The organism is Lysinibacillus sp. NPDC093688 (assembly GCF_050280145.1).
Lineage (GTDB): Bacteria > Bacillota > Bacilli > Bacillales_A > Planococcaceae > Lysinibacillus > Lysinibacillus xylanilyticus_B.
The window spans coordinates 26026-41061 of record NZ_JBNNUX010000021.1 but is presented as its reverse complement, the minus strand read 5'-3'; the positions used below and the strand labels follow the sequence as shown (position 1 = coordinate 41061).

The window sequence follows — 15036 nt, the reverse complement described above, 5'->3', positions numbered from 1 at the left end:
GAAGCAGTCCCTTTTATTTCTATCAATAATGCCTCGCTACCAAAACATTTGTAGCTGACGCTTCGCTTTCGCTACCGAAACATTTGCTGAAAGAAGTTAAACAGTTTCGTCTGGCGTAAAACCTAGCTTTTCAAGTGCGGTAAATACAGGCTTTAATTGCACATAGCCTTCGCCCACCACTTCATCATTTATAAGGACAAGCGGATAAAAAAATTCATCATCTTGAATGCGTTCAACATAATCTTGATCGCGTTCATTCTCAATTGGTCCTTCAATATCGACATAGCGAATATCATATCCTTGATTTGGATATTTTCGATCTATGGCCGCTTGTAGCCATTCATATGTATCCTTTGAAGATGGTGCATTGACACAGCTCGCGCAGATTACCGCTGTTCCGTAAATTTCAATCTTTGGTTTCGTTTGACTCATAGCATTTCCACTCCTCGTGATTCTATATTGGATTTTTTCTGTTGCTAACATTATAATCATTATAAGGAAAGGAGTCGAGACAAATGGCAGAAGCAACAATTAACGATCAAGTTCAAGAGGTATTAGATAAATTACGCCCATTCTTACTACGTGACGGTGGAGACTGTGAATTAGTAGATATAGAAGACGGCATTGTAAAATTACGTTTATTAGGTGCATGTGGTAGTTGCCCAAGTTCAACAATTACACTTAAAGCTGGTATCGAACGCGCATTATTAGAAGAAGTACCAGGTATTATTGAAGTAGAGCAAGTATTCTAAAACGACTAAAAAAGTTCTAGCTGATTCATTCAGGCTAGAACTTTTTTTCTTACACTTGGCGAGCTTGTTCTTTTTCTTCTCGAATAATAGCCCATTGTTCCTTAGCCATATCAATGATCTTTGCCTCGCCACCTATACTTTGCTTTTCAATGACCTTTGAAAAGAAGCGAGTAGCATTCTCTAAATCACCAATACGTCGTGATAGTTCAGCAATCATATACATAATTCGTACATCTGACATTTGAGTGGAGCTGTAATCCTCATTTGAATAAGAATCCATATAGTAATCTCGGGCCATTGTCATAAAACGTTGCTCTTGGCCTTCGTTTTTTAGCGAACGATATAGCCATGCAAGACGTAATGTAAGACCAGCTATAGCGACAAATTTTTCTTTTTTTATCGTACCGCAAAGGAACGCTAATTTATAAGCTTGTATCGCTTGGAATACAGTACGTTCTCCCTTAAAATCATGGTGTACCCACTTTTCTGTAATTTGCGTACGAATTTCATCTTGCGTGCCTGGGGCAAAATACTTTGAAAAGTCTTCTGTAAATGAAAATCCGCAATGCTCACAAACAAATACATTATAATAAAGGGCATTTACACCATCTGCATAAATAGGATGAAAATCTGTTTCTGTATGATCTACTTTAATGAATTTAGAGCGTACTTTTAATGTTGGAAATTCTTTTTTGCAATGAAGACATTGAATTTTTTTTTCGTAATAAGGTGAAATCTCCATATTTGATACCTCTTTCATTGACTTATTATAACTATTATACCAATGTACATTTTATAAACGTGAATAAAAAATACTATTAATGTGAAAAATATTAGAATTTTTGCTAATAATCCTCTTGGAGCTGAATGTTTGTCATACAATAGTCAAAATTGATATGATAATAAATAAGAAGGAAGGTGATTGGGATGACAAGTAAGCAAATAATTGAAGTTACTGAAGCGGCTGTCTTTCATATCAATGAAATGATGGAGAACAATGAAGAGCGAGGTTCGTTTTTACGTGTAGTCGTTAATGGTGGCGGATGCAGTGGCCTATCATACGGTATGCATTTTGATCAAGAGAAAAAAGAAGATGATTTTGAAGATGTACAACATGGTTTAACAGTTCTTGTTTCCCGTGAAGATGCGCCGATTATAATGGGGACAAAAATTGACTATAAACAATCGCTAATGGGCGGTGGCTTCACGATCGATAATCCAAATGCTATCGCATCATGCGGCTGTGGCACGTCTTTCAAAACAGCGAAACGTGAAGGTACGCCTGAGATTTGTGACTAAAAAAAATGTCTCTAAATGTTGAAGTAGGGTTGTAAATAACAGCAGAAATTGATGTGTACACAATCCTTAAAATGTGTAAACACAACCCTAAAATGATGTATTTAGGATTGTAGATACCAAGCCTTTTTGATTTGTATGTTGCCAAAACATAACAAATTGAGGAGGCTTTTTGTATGGTCTTAAAAAAGAAGAAACGGACAGCTATAGGTAAAATGGCAATGGAGAAGGAATATCCAAAGATTACATTTGAGCAAGCGATTGACCTTGTCACATCTGCTAAAAGTGCAGAGGGGGTTCGACCACGAACGTTAAAAGGTACCACAAGGATTGGGGTTACTTTGTAAAGTGAATAGAGCAGAACTATGAGATTGCAACAGTTGATGAACTAACGCCACAAATTTTTCGTGATTATATTAACTACTTAAAGTATGATGCTGTTCGCTATGAGGGACATATATACATCAACAAAGTAGCAGGTGTTGGATTAGCTGATACAACAATTAATATTCGTCTACGAGTTTACAAAGCAATGTTCAACCATTTAGAACGTGAGGGTTTGATAGCGTTTAACCAAATGGATTCTGTGAGGCTGATATGAGGAATAATCATACAAGCAAGTCCTAAGATGATGTATGATGGTTTCGATTATCCAAAAGTCGATAATAGCCCTCGTTACATTTCTTGTTTTTTATATTTCTTATTTGTTGAAATAAATATTGCAGTGGCTACTATAAAGAATCCTGTACATAACCACATTGTAATGCCATTCCATTCACTATCAAAAATTGTTATATTGCTTAAAATAACAAACTGCATTAAACAAATCGAAATATAAAGTCCTCGCACTGTATCACCTCTTATGCCTTTTTCTTAACTAACTGCAAAATCTATCAATACAGAAATTGTAGCACAGTAAAGTTTGAATTGGTATATAAATGGTAAATTTGTAACAAGTGAGTTTGACTGTTATGACAGGGAGAAGCGATAAGCTCAATCGCTTCAAAGTTGAGTTAGCTTATAGAAATAATCGTAGCAAGTTGATAGAGCCATTTAACGAGCCTGTGGACGTTGATATAGATTTGGCTTGGGCTTGTTTCAATGGACTTTAGGAAGCTTACTTATTTCACAAAAAGGTAAAAATCCAACAATCACTATTTACAACCCTTTCACCGAATCAATATATGTTAGGGCTATCATTTATCACTCAACCCTGTTAAATGAAAGAAACATTGAATATTACCCCTATCCCAAATATTGGGTTTATGATAACATATATCTGAATCTTTTAACTTTAGAAAATATGAAAGGAAGTGTAATAATCAGATATGAAAAAGATATTGAAACCATTGATTAGTGTTATTGTCATAGGTGCCCTCTCTCTAACTATAAATATAGATAAAAATGTATTAGCTAATGATATTGCAAATACATGTAAGTATGATTCGGCATCGAAGGTCAACCCTAATTATTCCACAATGAACTGTTTGTTAACCGAAACAGCACTGAGTTATGATGTTCCTCCTGAAATTGTGAAGGCAATAGCGGAAGGTGAAAGTGGAAATTGGCGTCATTTCGATATTAATGGTGAAGCGATTGTGACAGCTGATAATGGAATTGGCATTATGCAAATTACAAATCAAGCTGGCTACAATCAAGATAGACTAAAAAGCGATATTGTCTATAATATTCAAGCTGGTGTAGAGACTCTAGATAATATGTTTAAGCGGAAGGATTTGCCTAGCATCAACAGTGGAGAAAGAGATGTATTGGAACATTGGTATTTCGCTATCATGGCTTATAACGGTACTAAGCCAGTAAATAGTCCAATTGTCCAAGCAACTGGTGAAAGAAATGCAAATGCCTATCAAGAAAGAATTCTCCGAATTATTGATACATTGGGAATGATAGACTTAACAGAGCTGCCTTTTTCACGCGAACATTTTCAATATGGCCCTAACAGCAGGGAAAATATTAAATTTTCAGCGATGAACTATGATTTTGATTTACCATTAACAAAATCAAAGCATTTTTTTAAAACAAACCAAAAAGTTAGTGCAACAACTAATGTAAAATTTAGGACAAGACCTACTACGGATAGTCCTTCTATGGGTACTTTACGTGAAGGCGAAATTGTTACCATTACGGGTCCTTTTGAATATGAAGAAGTATCAACGAAGAAAAACCATTTTGTTTGGTATCCTATGAAAAAAAATGACGGGACAGAGGGGTATGTAGCATCAAGTTATTTAAACTACTCAGCTTCAACACCAACACCTACAACTCCAGTTGCCACTACAAAGGACTACTCAGCTTACGCTAAAAAGTTTGCAGACTTCAGCACTACAGCTTGGTGGAGAGATGATATGATTTGGGCAATCGACCGAGGCTTAATTAGTGGTTACGGTAACGTATGGAACGCAAAAACAAAGAAATACGAAACACAGTTACAACCGAACACACAATTAACAGAAGCTCACTTCTTAACAATCTTCTTCCGCTACGTACAGAAAGATGAATTAGCAAGTGTGAAAAACACATCATCTTGGAACAAAAGTGGTTTATATAACATGGCAAGTAAATACAAAATGCCAGTATTAGCTACAGAAGCATCTACAACTTCTAAAGGTTTAGCGGATAAAGGTATTAGACGTGGTAAACTAGCCCAACTGATGGCATCATACCACTACAGGCAAACGGTAAGTGAAAACGAATCTATTCAATTTTTCATGGATAATGGGATTACTACAGCTACATCAATTGATGCCTATAACCCCGACCAAATTTTAACTCGCTCTCAAATCTCAGCGTTTATTCAAAGATATGAATCATTCGTATCTAACCAAAAATAATTGAACTTAAAAAACGGTTGCGTTCATAGCAATCGTTTTTTTGTGTTTTACTGCTGTTGCAATTCAAAAAGTATTTAGTTGAATTAGCTTACAGCAATAATCGTAGCAAGCTGACAGAGTTATTTAACGAGCCTGTGGACGTTGATATAGATTCACAACAGAACACAGTTAGTATGACCGCGCGGAGCTTCATATGAGCCATGCTGACAGCTCGTGTGATGGCTTGTATACGCTTGACCATGCTACGCTGTTAAGGTTTGACGATACGATGAGGTTTTGGCTAGAATGGATCATATTTTCCAATAAATAGGGTGTTGTATCCAAGGCTGTCCACTATAATGTAATTGGATTATTAAACATAAGAAAAAGGGTGGATTAAATGCGAGTTAATTCTGTTTTACTTTGTATTACATATATATCGTTAGGCTCATTGCTATGCTTGATATTGATGATTCTACATGGAAGCATAGGGTTTGATACTGAATGGATTCAACCTGCAACGATAGCAACCTTAATAGGTGGTCTAGGAGGGGCTGTGGCACGTCTTTCAAAACAGCAAAACGTGAAGGTACGCCTGAGATTTGTGACTAAAAATTAAACAAAAAGCTCATTAATGGGCTCCAAATAATAAGCTTCTTTGATTTATGATGTTGTAAAACATGGTGAATGAAGGAGGCTTTTTTATAGCAAACACGAATTATCATATTGCTTAAACAATGGAGCAGAACCTTTTTATATTTCTTTTTAAAAAATAAGCCACGATTATTTCTAATCGCGACCTTATTAATGTACCAATATTTCACTGCTAGTGAAGCTGTGTTAATACATATTCATAAATTTCATCGGATGATTTATTAAGAGCTATGGAGAACTCTGAAAAAATGTTCTCTTGTAAAGATTGCAGTAATTTCTCTTCTTGGTTAGGGAATTTTTTTTCAACCGCACTATATTCGAGCTTTTTTCGTAACAATGTGTTTAAAAGGTTTGCTTGTTTTTGGCGATTACCGGATTTAATTATTTCTAGATGAAATCTTGATCGATGAGTGTTTTGTTCAATCCATTCCACACCAGGTGATGTAAATGAATGTAAAATATTGAGTGCTTCTTCTTTTTTAATAATGTCTCTAAGATGTTTTTTTGAATTGTCAATAGGGGTACGAATGACTAATTGTGGTTCATTTAGTGGTTGTAAAACGTAATATGTTTTTGTAATGTCGTTAAAGGTTTGTTCACAAATATCTTTAATAGAACAAAGTCCATGTGATGAATAAATGACTACATCGCCAACATTGTACATGTATATTCCCTCCAACAAACTATATTGTCAACTTAGTTGACTAAATTAATTATAAGCAATTAAAAGAATTTTGTCAACTTGATTGACGATTGCTGTTGTTTTTTTGTATATTAATAACGAAAAATATGGAATGAAGGTGAACCAGTTGAAGGACGAATTGCAGAATCGAGATGTAATTGACTTGTTGAGCGAACGTCACGAACTACTTCGACGACTTGCTGAAGAGAAGTGGAATAAACATCATACTATTTATATTTCAAACTCAGAATGGTGTATTTTGGGGATAGTTTATAAAAAACAACTTATGATTTCAGACGTTGCTAAGGGTGTTGAATTTACAAGACAAGCAACCCATAAATTTATAAAAAGTTTGGAAGCAAAAGGATTAGTGAAGGTTACTGATGTCGAACATAGTAAAAAACATAAAGCAATTCGTATGACTGAATTTGGTCAAGAATGTTTTGAAAAGAACGAATGTTATAAAGCTGAAATTGAACAGCAACTAATTAATACTATAGGAGAAGATCAAGTAAACAATTTAAAAAATATATTAAAGCTTAATTGGAATAGAGTATGAAATAAAAAAGATACTATTTTTAGCGAATAGACTAATTGCTGCCTTGGGAAAAGTTTGCAAGCCTCTCCATTACGGAAGAGGCTTTTTAATTTCTTACAGTAGAAGGTTCCCACTCTAGATGATAATTCATTTAACATAATCCTCCTTCTATAAAAAAGATTGAATATTCTGTCGTTTTATCGTCACCAAAATTTGTGGATGATATTTGTTAAAACGTATGCCATATATTGAAGTTGATCTTCGTTCCGACTGGGCGACTCCTCGGACGCCCCCAGGAAGCTCTGCTCTGCACGAAAGCGAAGCGTCAGCAACAAATGTTTTATCTGTGCGAAAGCGTAGCGACAGCAACAAATGTTTTATCTGTGCGAAAGCGTAGCGACAGCAACAAAAAAGCGCCCAGTCGGAGCGGAAATCAACCACACGTTATGGTGATGGTCCTGTCATTTGTATCAGTGTTATATCTATATAAAATTGGCGTACATGTGTATTTTATGACCGAGAGTGTGGAGTAACCATAAAATTCTGAATTAATACTTCTATATATTGAAAATAGGCCGTTATAATAGTGATATAGAGGTGAAGAATATGAAAAAAGATAGAGGGAAAGTTTGGTTGGGCGTTGCGGGGGTAACTGTAAATGAGTTAGGCCAATGGCTAGTTGTTAAAAAGGCATATAGCGGATTAAAGGGAAGATGGTCATTGCCGGCTGGTTTTGTCAATGCTGGTGAAACAGTAGATGAGGCTGTTGTTCGTGAATTAAAAGAAGAAACGGGAATTGATTGCTATGTATCAGGCTTAATTGGCTTTCGAACGGGTGTGATTCGTGGTGACATTAGTGATAATATGGCGATATTTTATTGTCGGATGAAAGATGAGCAACAGAAGATTTGTCTTCAGGAAAAAGAATTATTAGAAGCTAAATGGATGTATCCAAAGGAGCTAGCTCAAGATGAGATGACATCAGTGATGTTAAAGGAAATGGCATCTAACCAATTTGAAAAGCACCAATTAGAGGGGATAGAAGGTATTAATCCAGGAGATGTCTTTGGCTATTCTTCTTATAAATTGTTCTTTAAAAAATAAAGTGACAGAGGAGGGGACCTATGATGGAGCTATTTTTGTTTATGTTAGAGCGCGTAGGGCTAATCATTGTGTTTGCCTTTTTAATGTCAAGATGGCGGCTCTTTCGGGGAGTGTTATTCCAGGATCAAGGGGCTCAGAGCGTGTACAAAGTGCTGTTGAAAAGCTAATGGCTAAAAGAAGAGCAACGCAGGCTAATACGATGGAAAAATTAAAGGATTTACAATTGGACAAGCTTGATAAATTAACAGTTTATGTGAATGATCGGATTTTACTTATTAAAATTCAAGAAATTTTATATTGTACATCTGAAGATAGTAAGACGATTGTGGTCACTGAGAATGGGAGTTATTTTGCTTCAGAGTCATTAGCTGCTTTGGAGAATAAACTTACTTTAAAAGGTTTTGTGCGTGTCCATCGGGCATTTATCGTTAATCTAGAGCATATTGAAGAGCTCGAGCCTTGGAGTAGCTCAAAGTACAATTTGATTTTGCATAATAGGCATTCGATACCTGTCAGCAGACTTTATATGAAGGATGTGCGAAAGATATTTCAGCTATCAAAATAACTGCATTTCAACAGTAGAAAACTCCCTTTCAACTTGGAATTCTGACATTTTGGTGAATTTTATGAATAATTGTTCAATTCATTTGCTATGATGTGGAAAACGTAAAAGGAGTGATAACATGAATGCTATTACAATTGTAATAGGTTCCATTTGTGTACTGATGATTAGCTATCGTTTGTATGGCATATTTTTCACAAAGAAGGTACTTAAGATAAAAGATGATACGCCCACCCCAGCACACGCTATGGAGGATGGTAAAGACTATGTTCCGACGAATAAATGGGTAACATTTGGGCATCATTTTGCTGCGATTGCAGCAGCTGGACCGTTAGTCGGACCTATTTTAGCTGCACAATTTGGCTATTTGCCTGGGCTCCTTTGGTTGTTAATTGGTGCGGTAATCGGTGGTGCAGTACATGATGCAGTAGTGTTATTCGCTTCTATGCGCCATGGTGGAAAGTCGTTATCAGAGGTCATGAAGAAGGAATTAGGACCTGTTGCAGGATTCTGTACAGGCCTTGCCATGCTATTTATTATTACAATTACAATGGCCGGGCTATCGATGGTTGTCCTTGGTGCGTTAGAGCGAAATCCATGGGGAACTTTTGCGGTAGGGATTACTATTCCAATAGCGATGCTTGTTGGTATTGCTTATCGTAAAACAGGAAATTTAATTGTTACCTCGACAGTTGGCTTTATTTTATTGATGATCGGTGTATTTATTGGACCGATGATTCAAGGAACGGCATTTGGTGATTTTTTAACGTTTGACCGTGATACTTTAGCTATTATTCTACCTATCTATGCATTCTTTGCGGCGGCATTACCTGTGTGGCTCTTATTAGCGCCGCGTGATTATTTAAGTAGTTTCATGAAAATTGGCGTGTTTATTGCTTTAATCATCGGGGTCTTTTTCGTTAACCCAGTTATTCAATTCCCACCGATTACAGAGTTTATTCATGGTGGTGGTCCAGTAATTGCTGGTCCGGTATGGCCATTCGTCTCTATCACAATTGCCTGTGGGGCTATTTCTGGTTTCCATGCTTTCGTAGGCTCTGGGACGACGCCGAAAATGATTGATCGCTGGGAAGATATTCGCATCGTTGGTTTTGGTGCGATGCTCGTAGAATCTTTAGTAGGTGTAATGGCTTTAATTGCAGCAACAGCCCTTCATCCAGCAGATTACTTTGCGATTAATTCAGCCCCAGCAGTCTTTGCTACATTAGGAATGGAGCCGGTTCATTTACATGCATTAGCTGAAAGTATTGGGATGGATTTAGAAGGACGTACAGGAGGAGCGGTCACGCTTGCAGTTGGAATGACGGATATTTTCACAGGGATTCCTTGGTTTGCTGAACTGTCTTCTTATTTCTATCAATTCGTGATCATGTTTGAAGCGGTCTTTATTTTAACGGCTATTGATGCTGGGACACGTGTAGCGCGCTATTTAATCCAAGATTTTGGCGGCAATGTATACAAGCCGTTGAAGCGTACAAATTGGCTTCCAGGTACAATCTTTGCAAGTGCACTTGCATGCTTCATGTGGGGATACTTATTGTATTCAGGAGATATTAGTTCGATTTGGGTATTATTCGGCGTTTCAAATCAGTTGATGGCGACAATCGGTTTAGTATGTGGTGTAACAATAGTATTAAAAGTTGCTGATAAGCGAATCTACGCCTTAACATGCTTTATCCCATTAGCCTATTTATATGTTACTGTAAACGTAGCAGGCTATTGGATGATTAAAAATGTGTATTGGAATACAGCATCTGCTGGTTACAATATGTTAAATGGTGTATTGTCTGTCATTATGTTAGTTTTAGGCTTTATAATTGTCATAGCGGCCATTAAAAAATGGGCAGAGCTTTGGAAGTCACCAAAGTTTTTATTATCACAAACAGCTTCATAATGAACAGCAAGAAACTATTGAAAATTAGTTGTAAACTAGTTTTCAATAGTTTTTTATATGGTTCATCATCAAAAGTTGTGGATGGCATTTGTTAAAATATATGCCATAAATAGTTGATTGGAGTGGAGACTGGGTGACTCCTCGGGGATCAGCAATAGAGGAACGAAGGCTAAAACCATCACATCCTGTGATAACGCCTTCGTGACCAACATCGGTGCTGCTGCCGCTTCGCTTTCGCGCAAAAAACATCTGTTGGCCCGAGACCCTGGAGCGAGCAACGCGAGTGAAGCGGCTCATCGGACGCCCCCAGGAAAGCGCCCAGTCGGAACGGAAATCAACCACACGCTATGGTGATGATTCCTAAATATGACGAACAAGCGAAATCAAGGATATGTTCATTGAAAGCGTTGTAGTAATCATGTAAACTAATGAGAGGAAAACGGAGGTTATACATACATGGATGGTCCAGTTTCATTAGTACAGTTAATCATTTCAATTTTGTTATTTTTCGTTATGTTCTTTGGTATTGGATTTTTATTGAATATGCTTCTGCGAATGACATGGTTAATGGCAATCGTGTATCCAATTGTTGTTATCTTTATTGTCGATGATGTAAGCTTTTTAGATTATATTTTCAAGCCAGGTTCTGCATTTCCAGCACTTTTAGATAAGTTACAGGCACTGCACCTTGTAGATGTGTCCATCTTATCTGGTGGCTTTGCCGGTTCAATTGTTGCGGGAATTGTCATGATTTATTTACGTAAAAGTGGTTATCGAATGTTTTAACTTTTTTCAGCGGGTATCAAGCATCCGCTGAAAGAAGTTAAAGCCTCCGGCGGATGTCACGGAATCGGAAAGGAGTTCTTTGTGCGTGCACAAAGCCGATTCCGGACGCAATTATGCCGAGGCATAATTGATCTTCTTTCAGCGGGTGTCCAGCATCCGCTGATTTTTTTATTGAAAAGTTTCCGATAAAATCACAAAAGTTTCCGATAAACCGTAAAAAGTTTTCGATAAATCACGAAAGTGTTCCGATAAACAAAAAAACACAGCCTCGACATGAGGGTGTGTCTATTGTTACAAAATAAACTGGTATGTGATGATGGCGATAAAAATTCCTGTTAATGCTCCAAAAAATACCTCACTCCGTTTATGGCCTAGTAATGTTTTTAGCTCCTCCATTTTCTCTTGCCCATCCATTTGCGGCCATTTTTTTAAATCATGAAGCAATGTTTCAAAGTCCTTCCGTAGTTGATTTAATACTGCCGCATGCTGACCTGCCTGAAAACGTACCCCACTCGCATCATACATGACGATAAATGAAAACATAGCGGCTACAGCAAATATTGGGGAATCTAATCCTGTTTCATAGGCTATAGAGGTTGTTAGTCCTGTTACGGAAGCGGAGTGTGAACTAGGCATACCCCCGGTGGAAGTAAATAATCCCCAGTCAATCTTTCGAGTCATTAAAAAATGAATAGGGATTTTTACAAACTGTGCAAAGAGAACAGCAAAAAGGGCAACGAGTAAAGGGGTATTTTGAAGTAAACTCATGATCATCACAACCTTCACTTATAATTGCTTTTATTATAACATTCATTATTTTCTAAAAGCCAAATATTACGCGTTTTCTGAAACTTAGGTATAATAAAATATTGAATGGAGGAATGTACATGCATATTGTAAAAGAAGCAAAAACATTTGAAACGATTTCTACTGAAGTGTTAGTAGTAGGAGTCCCTAAACATCGTGAACAAATGCAGGAGTGGGCAAGCTTTTCATCATTTTATGGAGAATCCATTGATGCGTGGATTGGTGCAGGGGATGTATCTACTGCGTTAAAGAAAATGACGAAATTGCCATTCTTGAAGGGCCACGCAAATCTTAAACGCATTTTATTTGTTGGTTTAGATGATCGTAAGGACCTAACAGAAGACGATGTTCGTGCAGCATTTGGGTTGCTTGGCAAGGAACTAAGAGCCTTAAAGATTAAAGAATATTCGATTTGGCTTGAGTCGTTTACGACAGAGTCGATTACTGTAACAGATGTTGCATTTTTAGCTGGTGAAGGAACTGGTCTTGGTTATTATTCAATTCCTCATTACAAAACAACATCAAATGAAGTAGATAAACGTATTGACGTGGTTCATCTTGTAACTGCTGCTAATGATTTAGATGAAGTGGTGGCAAGCTTTGAGGTTGGCGCTATATATGCAGATGCTGTAAATGAAGCACGTAGCTTAATTAATTTACCACCAAATTTACTGACAGCGACAGACTTAGCCAATTACGCAGAGTCCCTTGCAGTCGAGTACGATTTTGAAGTGGAAATTTTAGATAAAGCACAATTAGAGGAGCTTGGAATGGGCGGTATTTTATGTGTCAATCAAGGCTCCCATGAAGAACCTCGTTTAATAACTTTAAAATATAAAGCGACTGAAGACTTTGACGATCCAATTGGCCTTGTCGGCAAAGGAGTTACATATGATACAGGTGGTTATTCCTTAAAGCCAAAAGATTCAATGGTAGGCATGAAGGGCGATATGGGCGGTGCGGCAGCCGTGCTAGGCGCCATGAAAATTATTGGTGAATTACGTCCTAACAAAAATGTCGTAGCTGTTATTGGCTCTACCGATAATATGGTATCTGGCACAGCCTTTAAGCCGGATGATGTTATTACGACATATAGTGGTAAGACGGTCGAGGTTTTAAATACCGATGCGGAAGGACGCTTAGTATTAGCAGACGCTACTACATATGCTAAACAACAAGGAGCCACTTGCCTGATCGATGTTGCAACGTTAACAGGTGGAGTGATTACAGCACTTGGTATGGATAAAACAGGTGCACTTTCTAATGACGATGAATTCTTTGCTGCTTTCATGGAAGCTGCACAGGAGACAGATGAATTTGTGTGGCGCATGCCTTTAACAGAAAATGATAGAAAACGAATTCGTAAATCAGATGTCGCTGATTTAAATAATTCTCCTGGTCGTGATGGACACATGATTTTTGGCGGAGGCTTTGTTGGTGAGTTTGTTGGTGATACACCATGGATTCACTTAGATATTGCAGGGACTTCAGATGCGATGGCTGTACATGATTTAGGTCCAAAAGGTGGTACAGGTGTAATGGTGCGTACACTAGCAAATTTTGTGCAACGTTTGGGAGAAGAAAAATAGAATAGGCGATAGACGTGTGATATATGCATCCTCCTACATACGATAGAGTAAAAAAGGGAGGAAGCTTATGACATTCTTCGGAGGTTATCCAGGAGGTGGCTTTTGGCCAATTGGTGGGCCGTTTTTGGGAGGATTTTTAGGAAGTTTTCTTGGATCACAGTTTGGCCCATCTCCATTTTTTTCGCCGTTCTACCGCCCATTTCCACCGTTTTACCGTCCGGGTCCACCATTTTTCCGACCAGGTCCACCGTTTGGAGGGCATCGTAGATATTAATTCAAACAAAATAGATCTCAAAAAAACCAGATGTCAGCAAGTGACACCTGGTTTTTCTAACTAACTAGTTTAAGTAAGATGTATAAAAAAGATCTGCCCGATTTAATAAAAATCGAGCAGATTCTTGTATAAAAGTTATTTAATGCCTTGTTCCTTTTTCATCCGATCAATTTCAGGTCCAAGCTCGTCGTGTATTGTGCCTTTCCAAGGCTTCACACCAGCAATGTATGAGGAGCGAGTCATAATATGCCCTCCAACAGGACCTGTGATGAACAGGAACAGTATACCAAGCAAAATGCGGGGATTAAAGTGATCTTCAATAAGCCAGAAGTGAAAGAATACGCCAATAAGTACGCACATGACACCGAGCGTTGCACTTTTAGAAGCTGCGTGAGCACGTGTGTACAAATCAGGTAAACGGACAAGACCAATGGCTGTCACGACAATAAATAGCACCCCTATAGAAATGAAAAAGATAACTAAACTATTAGCGAGTATTGTCACGTTTAATGATATCTCCTTTCTCTATGAATTTAGAGAAAGCAACAGTACCGATAAACGATAAGATCGCTAACAATAATATAATCTCTAGGAAGAAGCTTGTTTCAACCAATACTGAAAACAGTGCAATTAGTGAGATGACTGATACACCCAATGAATCCAATGCTACTACACGGTCGGATGCAGTAGGTCCTTTAACCATTCGATAAATGACTGCAATCATTGATAAGCAAATCACTACAATCGAAGCAATAATAAACGTTGTCATGATTTACTCACCTCCAAAATCGCTTTCTCAAATGAATCTCGAATTGCTGTAATGGCTTCATCGACATCACTCATGTCGATTGCATGTACATACAAAGTTTTTGCATCATCTGATACGTGCACTACTACAGTACCAGGTGTTAACGTAATGAGACTCGATAATAACGTAATTTCCCATTCTTGTGTCAAAACAGTAGGATAGGCAAAGAACGCAGGCTGCATATCTAACTTTGGCTTTAAGACCACTCGAAGAACTTGTATATTCGCTAACACTAACTCCTTTAAAAAGAGTAAAGTCAGTTTAATGATTGCCCATATACGGTAGACGTAAAGACGAGCAGTAAAAAATCTACGCATAATAATGAGTAATACAATACCGAGAATGAACCCAATGATAAAGCCTGTTGCTGTGTAATTAGAAGAAAGGAACATCCAAACGAAGGCAAGTGCAAAATTTAAAATAATTTGAAATGCCATA

At 37.5% G+C, this 15036-nt stretch carries 20 protein-coding genes; 12 read left to right on the top strand and 8 right to left on the bottom strand.

Annotated elements, in window-relative coordinates; genetic code table 11:
* Window positions 1-96: 96 nt before the first annotated feature.
* Window positions 97-432 (bottom strand): YuzD family protein, encoded by a 336-nt coding sequence (locus tag ACQKN2_RS16340; protein ID WP_427415878.1) that lies wholly within the window; start codon window positions 430-432, stop codon window positions 97-99.
* 83 nt (window positions 433-515) lie between these two features.
* Here ACQKN2_RS16340 and ACQKN2_RS16335 point away from each other — a divergent pair, with 83 nt between their 5' ends.
* Window positions 516-752, top strand: a complete 237-nt coding sequence (locus ACQKN2_RS16335) for a NifU family protein (RefSeq protein WP_427415877.1) — start codon at window positions 516-518, stop codon at window positions 750-752.
* 49 nt (window positions 753-801) lie between these two features.
* Here the strand turns inward: ACQKN2_RS16335 and ACQKN2_RS16330 are convergent, their stop codons facing one another.
* The gene (locus tag ACQKN2_RS16330; RefSeq protein WP_427415876.1) at window positions 802-1494 is read right to left on the bottom strand and encodes a DUF2225 domain-containing protein; all 693 of its coding nucleotides are present in this window, start codon (window positions 1492-1494) and stop codon (window positions 802-804) included.
* Between the two features lie 185 nt (window positions 1495-1679).
* Between ACQKN2_RS16330 and ACQKN2_RS16325 the strand changes: the two genes are divergently transcribed.
* A complete protein-coding gene (locus ACQKN2_RS16325) occupies window positions 1680-2051 on the top strand; it encodes a HesB/IscA family protein (RefSeq protein ID WP_427415875.1) in 372 nt (123 codons plus the stop codon).
* 173 nt (window positions 2052-2224) lie between these two features.
* Window positions 2225-2395, top strand: a complete 171-nt coding sequence (locus ACQKN2_RS16320) for a hypothetical protein (protein WP_427415874.1) — start codon at window positions 2225-2227, stop codon at window positions 2393-2395.
* A gap of 328 nt (window positions 2396-2723) precedes the next feature.
* On the opposite strand, the gene ACQKN2_RS16315 is transcribed toward ACQKN2_RS16320, so the two are convergent.
* Entirely contained in the window at window positions 2724-2897 is a 174-nt protein-coding gene (locus ACQKN2_RS16315) for a hypothetical protein (RefSeq protein ID WP_427415873.1), read from the bottom strand.
* 479 nt (window positions 2898-3376) lie between these two features.
* Here ACQKN2_RS16315 and ACQKN2_RS16310 point away from each other — a divergent pair, with 479 nt between their 5' ends.
* Window positions 3377-4900 (top strand): SH3 domain-containing protein, encoded by a 1524-nt coding sequence (locus ACQKN2_RS16310; protein WP_427415872.1) that lies wholly within the window; start codon window positions 3377-3379, stop codon window positions 4898-4900.
* Window positions 4901-5279: 379 nt separating this feature from the next.
* Complete coding sequence (locus tag ACQKN2_RS16305; RefSeq protein WP_427415871.1) at window positions 5280-5498, top strand: hypothetical protein; 219 nt, start codon at window positions 5280-5282, stop codon at window positions 5496-5498.
* A gap of 207 nt (window positions 5499-5705) precedes the next feature.
* Here the strand turns inward: ACQKN2_RS16305 and ACQKN2_RS16300 are convergent, their stop codons facing one another.
* Window positions 5706-6197 carry a CarD family transcriptional regulator gene (locus ACQKN2_RS16300; protein WP_427415870.1) on the bottom strand — a complete coding sequence of 164 codons (492 nt, stop codon included), beginning with the start codon at window positions 6195-6197 and terminating at the stop codon, window positions 5706-5708.
* Between the two features lie 136 nt (window positions 6198-6333).
* Between ACQKN2_RS16300 and ACQKN2_RS16295 the strand changes: the two genes are divergently transcribed.
* From ACQKN2_RS16295 to ACQKN2_RS16275, 5 genes are all read left to right on the top strand, one after another.
* A complete protein-coding gene (locus ACQKN2_RS16295; RefSeq protein WP_427415908.1) occupies window positions 6334-6774 on the top strand; it encodes a MarR family winged helix-turn-helix transcriptional regulator in 441 nt (146 codons plus the stop codon).
* 585 nt (window positions 6775-7359) lie between these two features.
* Window positions 7360-7857 carry an NUDIX hydrolase gene (locus tag ACQKN2_RS16290; RefSeq protein ID WP_323648102.1) on the top strand — a complete coding sequence of 166 codons (498 nt, stop codon included), beginning with the start codon at window positions 7360-7362 and terminating at the stop codon, window positions 7855-7857.
* Window positions 7820-8422 (top strand): LytR/AlgR family response regulator transcription factor, encoded by a 603-nt coding sequence (locus tag ACQKN2_RS16285; protein ID WP_427415869.1) that lies wholly within the window; start codon window positions 7820-7822, stop codon window positions 8420-8422. The genes ACQKN2_RS16290 and ACQKN2_RS16285 overlap by 38 nt, the downstream gene beginning before the upstream one ends.
* 118 nt (window positions 8423-8540) lie before the next feature.
* Window positions 8541-10334, top strand: a complete 1794-nt coding sequence (gene cstA, locus ACQKN2_RS16280; protein WP_323648098.1) for a carbon starvation protein CstA — start codon at window positions 8541-8543, stop codon at window positions 10332-10334.
* 456 nt (window positions 10335-10790) lie between these two features.
* On the top strand, window positions 10791-11120 hold the full coding sequence (locus tag ACQKN2_RS16275; RefSeq protein ID WP_079561513.1) for a YuiB family protein: 330 nt from the start codon (window positions 10791-10793) through the stop codon (window positions 11118-11120).
* A gap of 291 nt (window positions 11121-11411) precedes the next feature.
* Here the strand turns inward: ACQKN2_RS16275 and ACQKN2_RS16270 are convergent, their stop codons facing one another.
* A complete protein-coding gene (locus tag ACQKN2_RS16270) occupies window positions 11412-11894 on the bottom strand; it encodes a divergent PAP2 family protein (protein ID WP_323648097.1) in 483 nt (160 codons plus the stop codon).
* Window positions 11895-12007: 113 nt separating this feature from the next.
* On the opposite strand from ACQKN2_RS16270, the gene ACQKN2_RS16265 reads away from it, so the two are divergent.
* Together ACQKN2_RS16265 and ACQKN2_RS16260 are read left to right on the top strand one after the other, a co-directional pair.
* Window positions 12008-13516: a leucyl aminopeptidase gene (locus ACQKN2_RS16265; RefSeq protein ID WP_427415868.1), complete on the top strand. Its 1509-nt coding sequence runs from the start codon at window positions 12008-12010 to the stop codon at window positions 13514-13516.
* Window positions 13517-13583: 67 nt separating this feature from the next.
* The gene (locus tag ACQKN2_RS16260) at window positions 13584-13790 is read left to right on the top strand and encodes a hypothetical protein (protein WP_079561516.1); all 207 of its coding nucleotides are present in this window, start codon (window positions 13584-13586) and stop codon (window positions 13788-13790) included.
* Window positions 13791-13925: 135 nt separating this feature from the next.
* Here the strand turns inward: ACQKN2_RS16260 and mnhG are convergent, their stop codons facing one another.
* From mnhG to ACQKN2_RS16245, 3 genes are read right to left on the bottom strand one after another with little or no spacing between them, the layout of a single operon-like run.
* On the bottom strand, window positions 13926-14294 hold the full coding sequence (gene mnhG / locus ACQKN2_RS16255) for a monovalent cation/H(+) antiporter subunit G (protein ID WP_079561531.1): 369 nt from the start codon (window positions 14292-14294) through the stop codon (window positions 13926-13928).
* A complete protein-coding gene (locus ACQKN2_RS16250) occupies window positions 14278-14559 on the bottom strand; it encodes a Na(+)/H(+) antiporter subunit F1 (RefSeq protein ID WP_427415867.1) in 282 nt (93 codons plus the stop codon). The genes mnhG and ACQKN2_RS16250 overlap by 17 nt, the downstream gene beginning before the upstream one ends.
* The gene (locus ACQKN2_RS16245; protein WP_427415866.1) at window positions 14556-15035 is read right to left on the bottom strand and encodes a Na+/H+ antiporter subunit E; all 480 of its coding nucleotides are present in this window, start codon (window positions 15033-15035) and stop codon (window positions 14556-14558) included. Before ACQKN2_RS16245 ends, ACQKN2_RS16250 begins: the two co-directional genes overlap by 4 nt.
* Window position 15036 lies beyond the last annotated feature (1 nt).

What these genes read in the sequence shown, in the direction of transcription:
- ACQKN2_RS16320 (WP_427415874.1), top strand. Translation starts at nt 2,225, where the DNA reads ATGGTCTTAAAAAAGAAGAAACGGACAGCTATAGGTAAAATGGCAATG.
- ACQKN2_RS16335 (WP_427415877.1), top strand. Translation starts at nt 516, where the DNA reads ATGGCAGAAGCAACAATTAACGATCAAGTTCAAGAGGTATTAGATAAA.
- ACQKN2_RS16330 (WP_427415876.1), bottom strand. Translation starts at nt 1,494, where the DNA reads ATGGAGATTTCACCTTATTACGAAAAAAAAATTCAATGTCTTCATTGC.
- ACQKN2_RS16260 (WP_079561516.1), top strand. Translation starts at nt 13,584, where the DNA reads ATGACATTCTTCGGAGGTTATCCAGGAGGTGGCTTTTGGCCAATTGGT.
- ACQKN2_RS16270 (WP_323648097.1), bottom strand. Translation starts at nt 11,894, where the DNA reads ATGATCATGAGTTTACTTCAAAATACCCCTTTACTCGTTGCCCTTTTT.
- ACQKN2_RS16275 (WP_079561513.1), top strand. Translation starts at nt 10,791, where the DNA reads ATGGATGGTCCAGTTTCATTAGTACAGTTAATCATTTCAATTTTGTTA.
- cstA (WP_323648098.1), top strand. Translation starts at nt 8,541, where the DNA reads ATGAATGCTATTACAATTGTAATAGGTTCCATTTGTGTACTGATGATT.
- ACQKN2_RS16325 (WP_427415875.1), top strand. Translation starts at nt 1,680, where the DNA reads ATGACAAGTAAGCAAATAATTGAAGTTACTGAAGCGGCTGTCTTTCAT.
- ACQKN2_RS16340 (WP_427415878.1), bottom strand. Translation starts at nt 432, where the DNA reads ATGAGTCAAACGAAACCAAAGATTGAAATTTACGGAACAGCGGTAATC.
- ACQKN2_RS16245 (WP_427415866.1), bottom strand. Translation starts at nt 15,035, where the DNA reads ATGGCATTTCAAATTATTTTAAATTTTGCACTTGCCTTCGTTTGGATG.
- ACQKN2_RS16310 (WP_427415872.1), top strand. Translation starts at nt 3,377, where the DNA reads ATGAAAAAGATATTGAAACCATTGATTAGTGTTATTGTCATAGGTGCC.
- ACQKN2_RS16250 (WP_427415867.1), bottom strand. Translation starts at nt 14,559, where the DNA reads ATGACAACGTTTATTATTGCTTCGATTGTAGTGATTTGCTTATCAATG.
- ACQKN2_RS16305 (WP_427415871.1), top strand. Translation starts at nt 5,280, where the DNA reads ATGCGAGTTAATTCTGTTTTACTTTGTATTACATATATATCGTTAGGC.
- ACQKN2_RS16265 (WP_427415868.1), top strand. Translation starts at nt 12,008, where the DNA reads ATGCATATTGTAAAAGAAGCAAAAACATTTGAAACGATTTCTACTGAA.
- ACQKN2_RS16290 (WP_323648102.1), top strand. Translation starts at nt 7,360, where the DNA reads ATGAAAAAAGATAGAGGGAAAGTTTGGTTGGGCGTTGCGGGGGTAACT.
- ACQKN2_RS16300 (WP_427415870.1), bottom strand. Translation starts at nt 6,197, where the DNA reads ATGTACAATGTTGGCGATGTAGTCATTTATTCATCACATGGACTTTGT.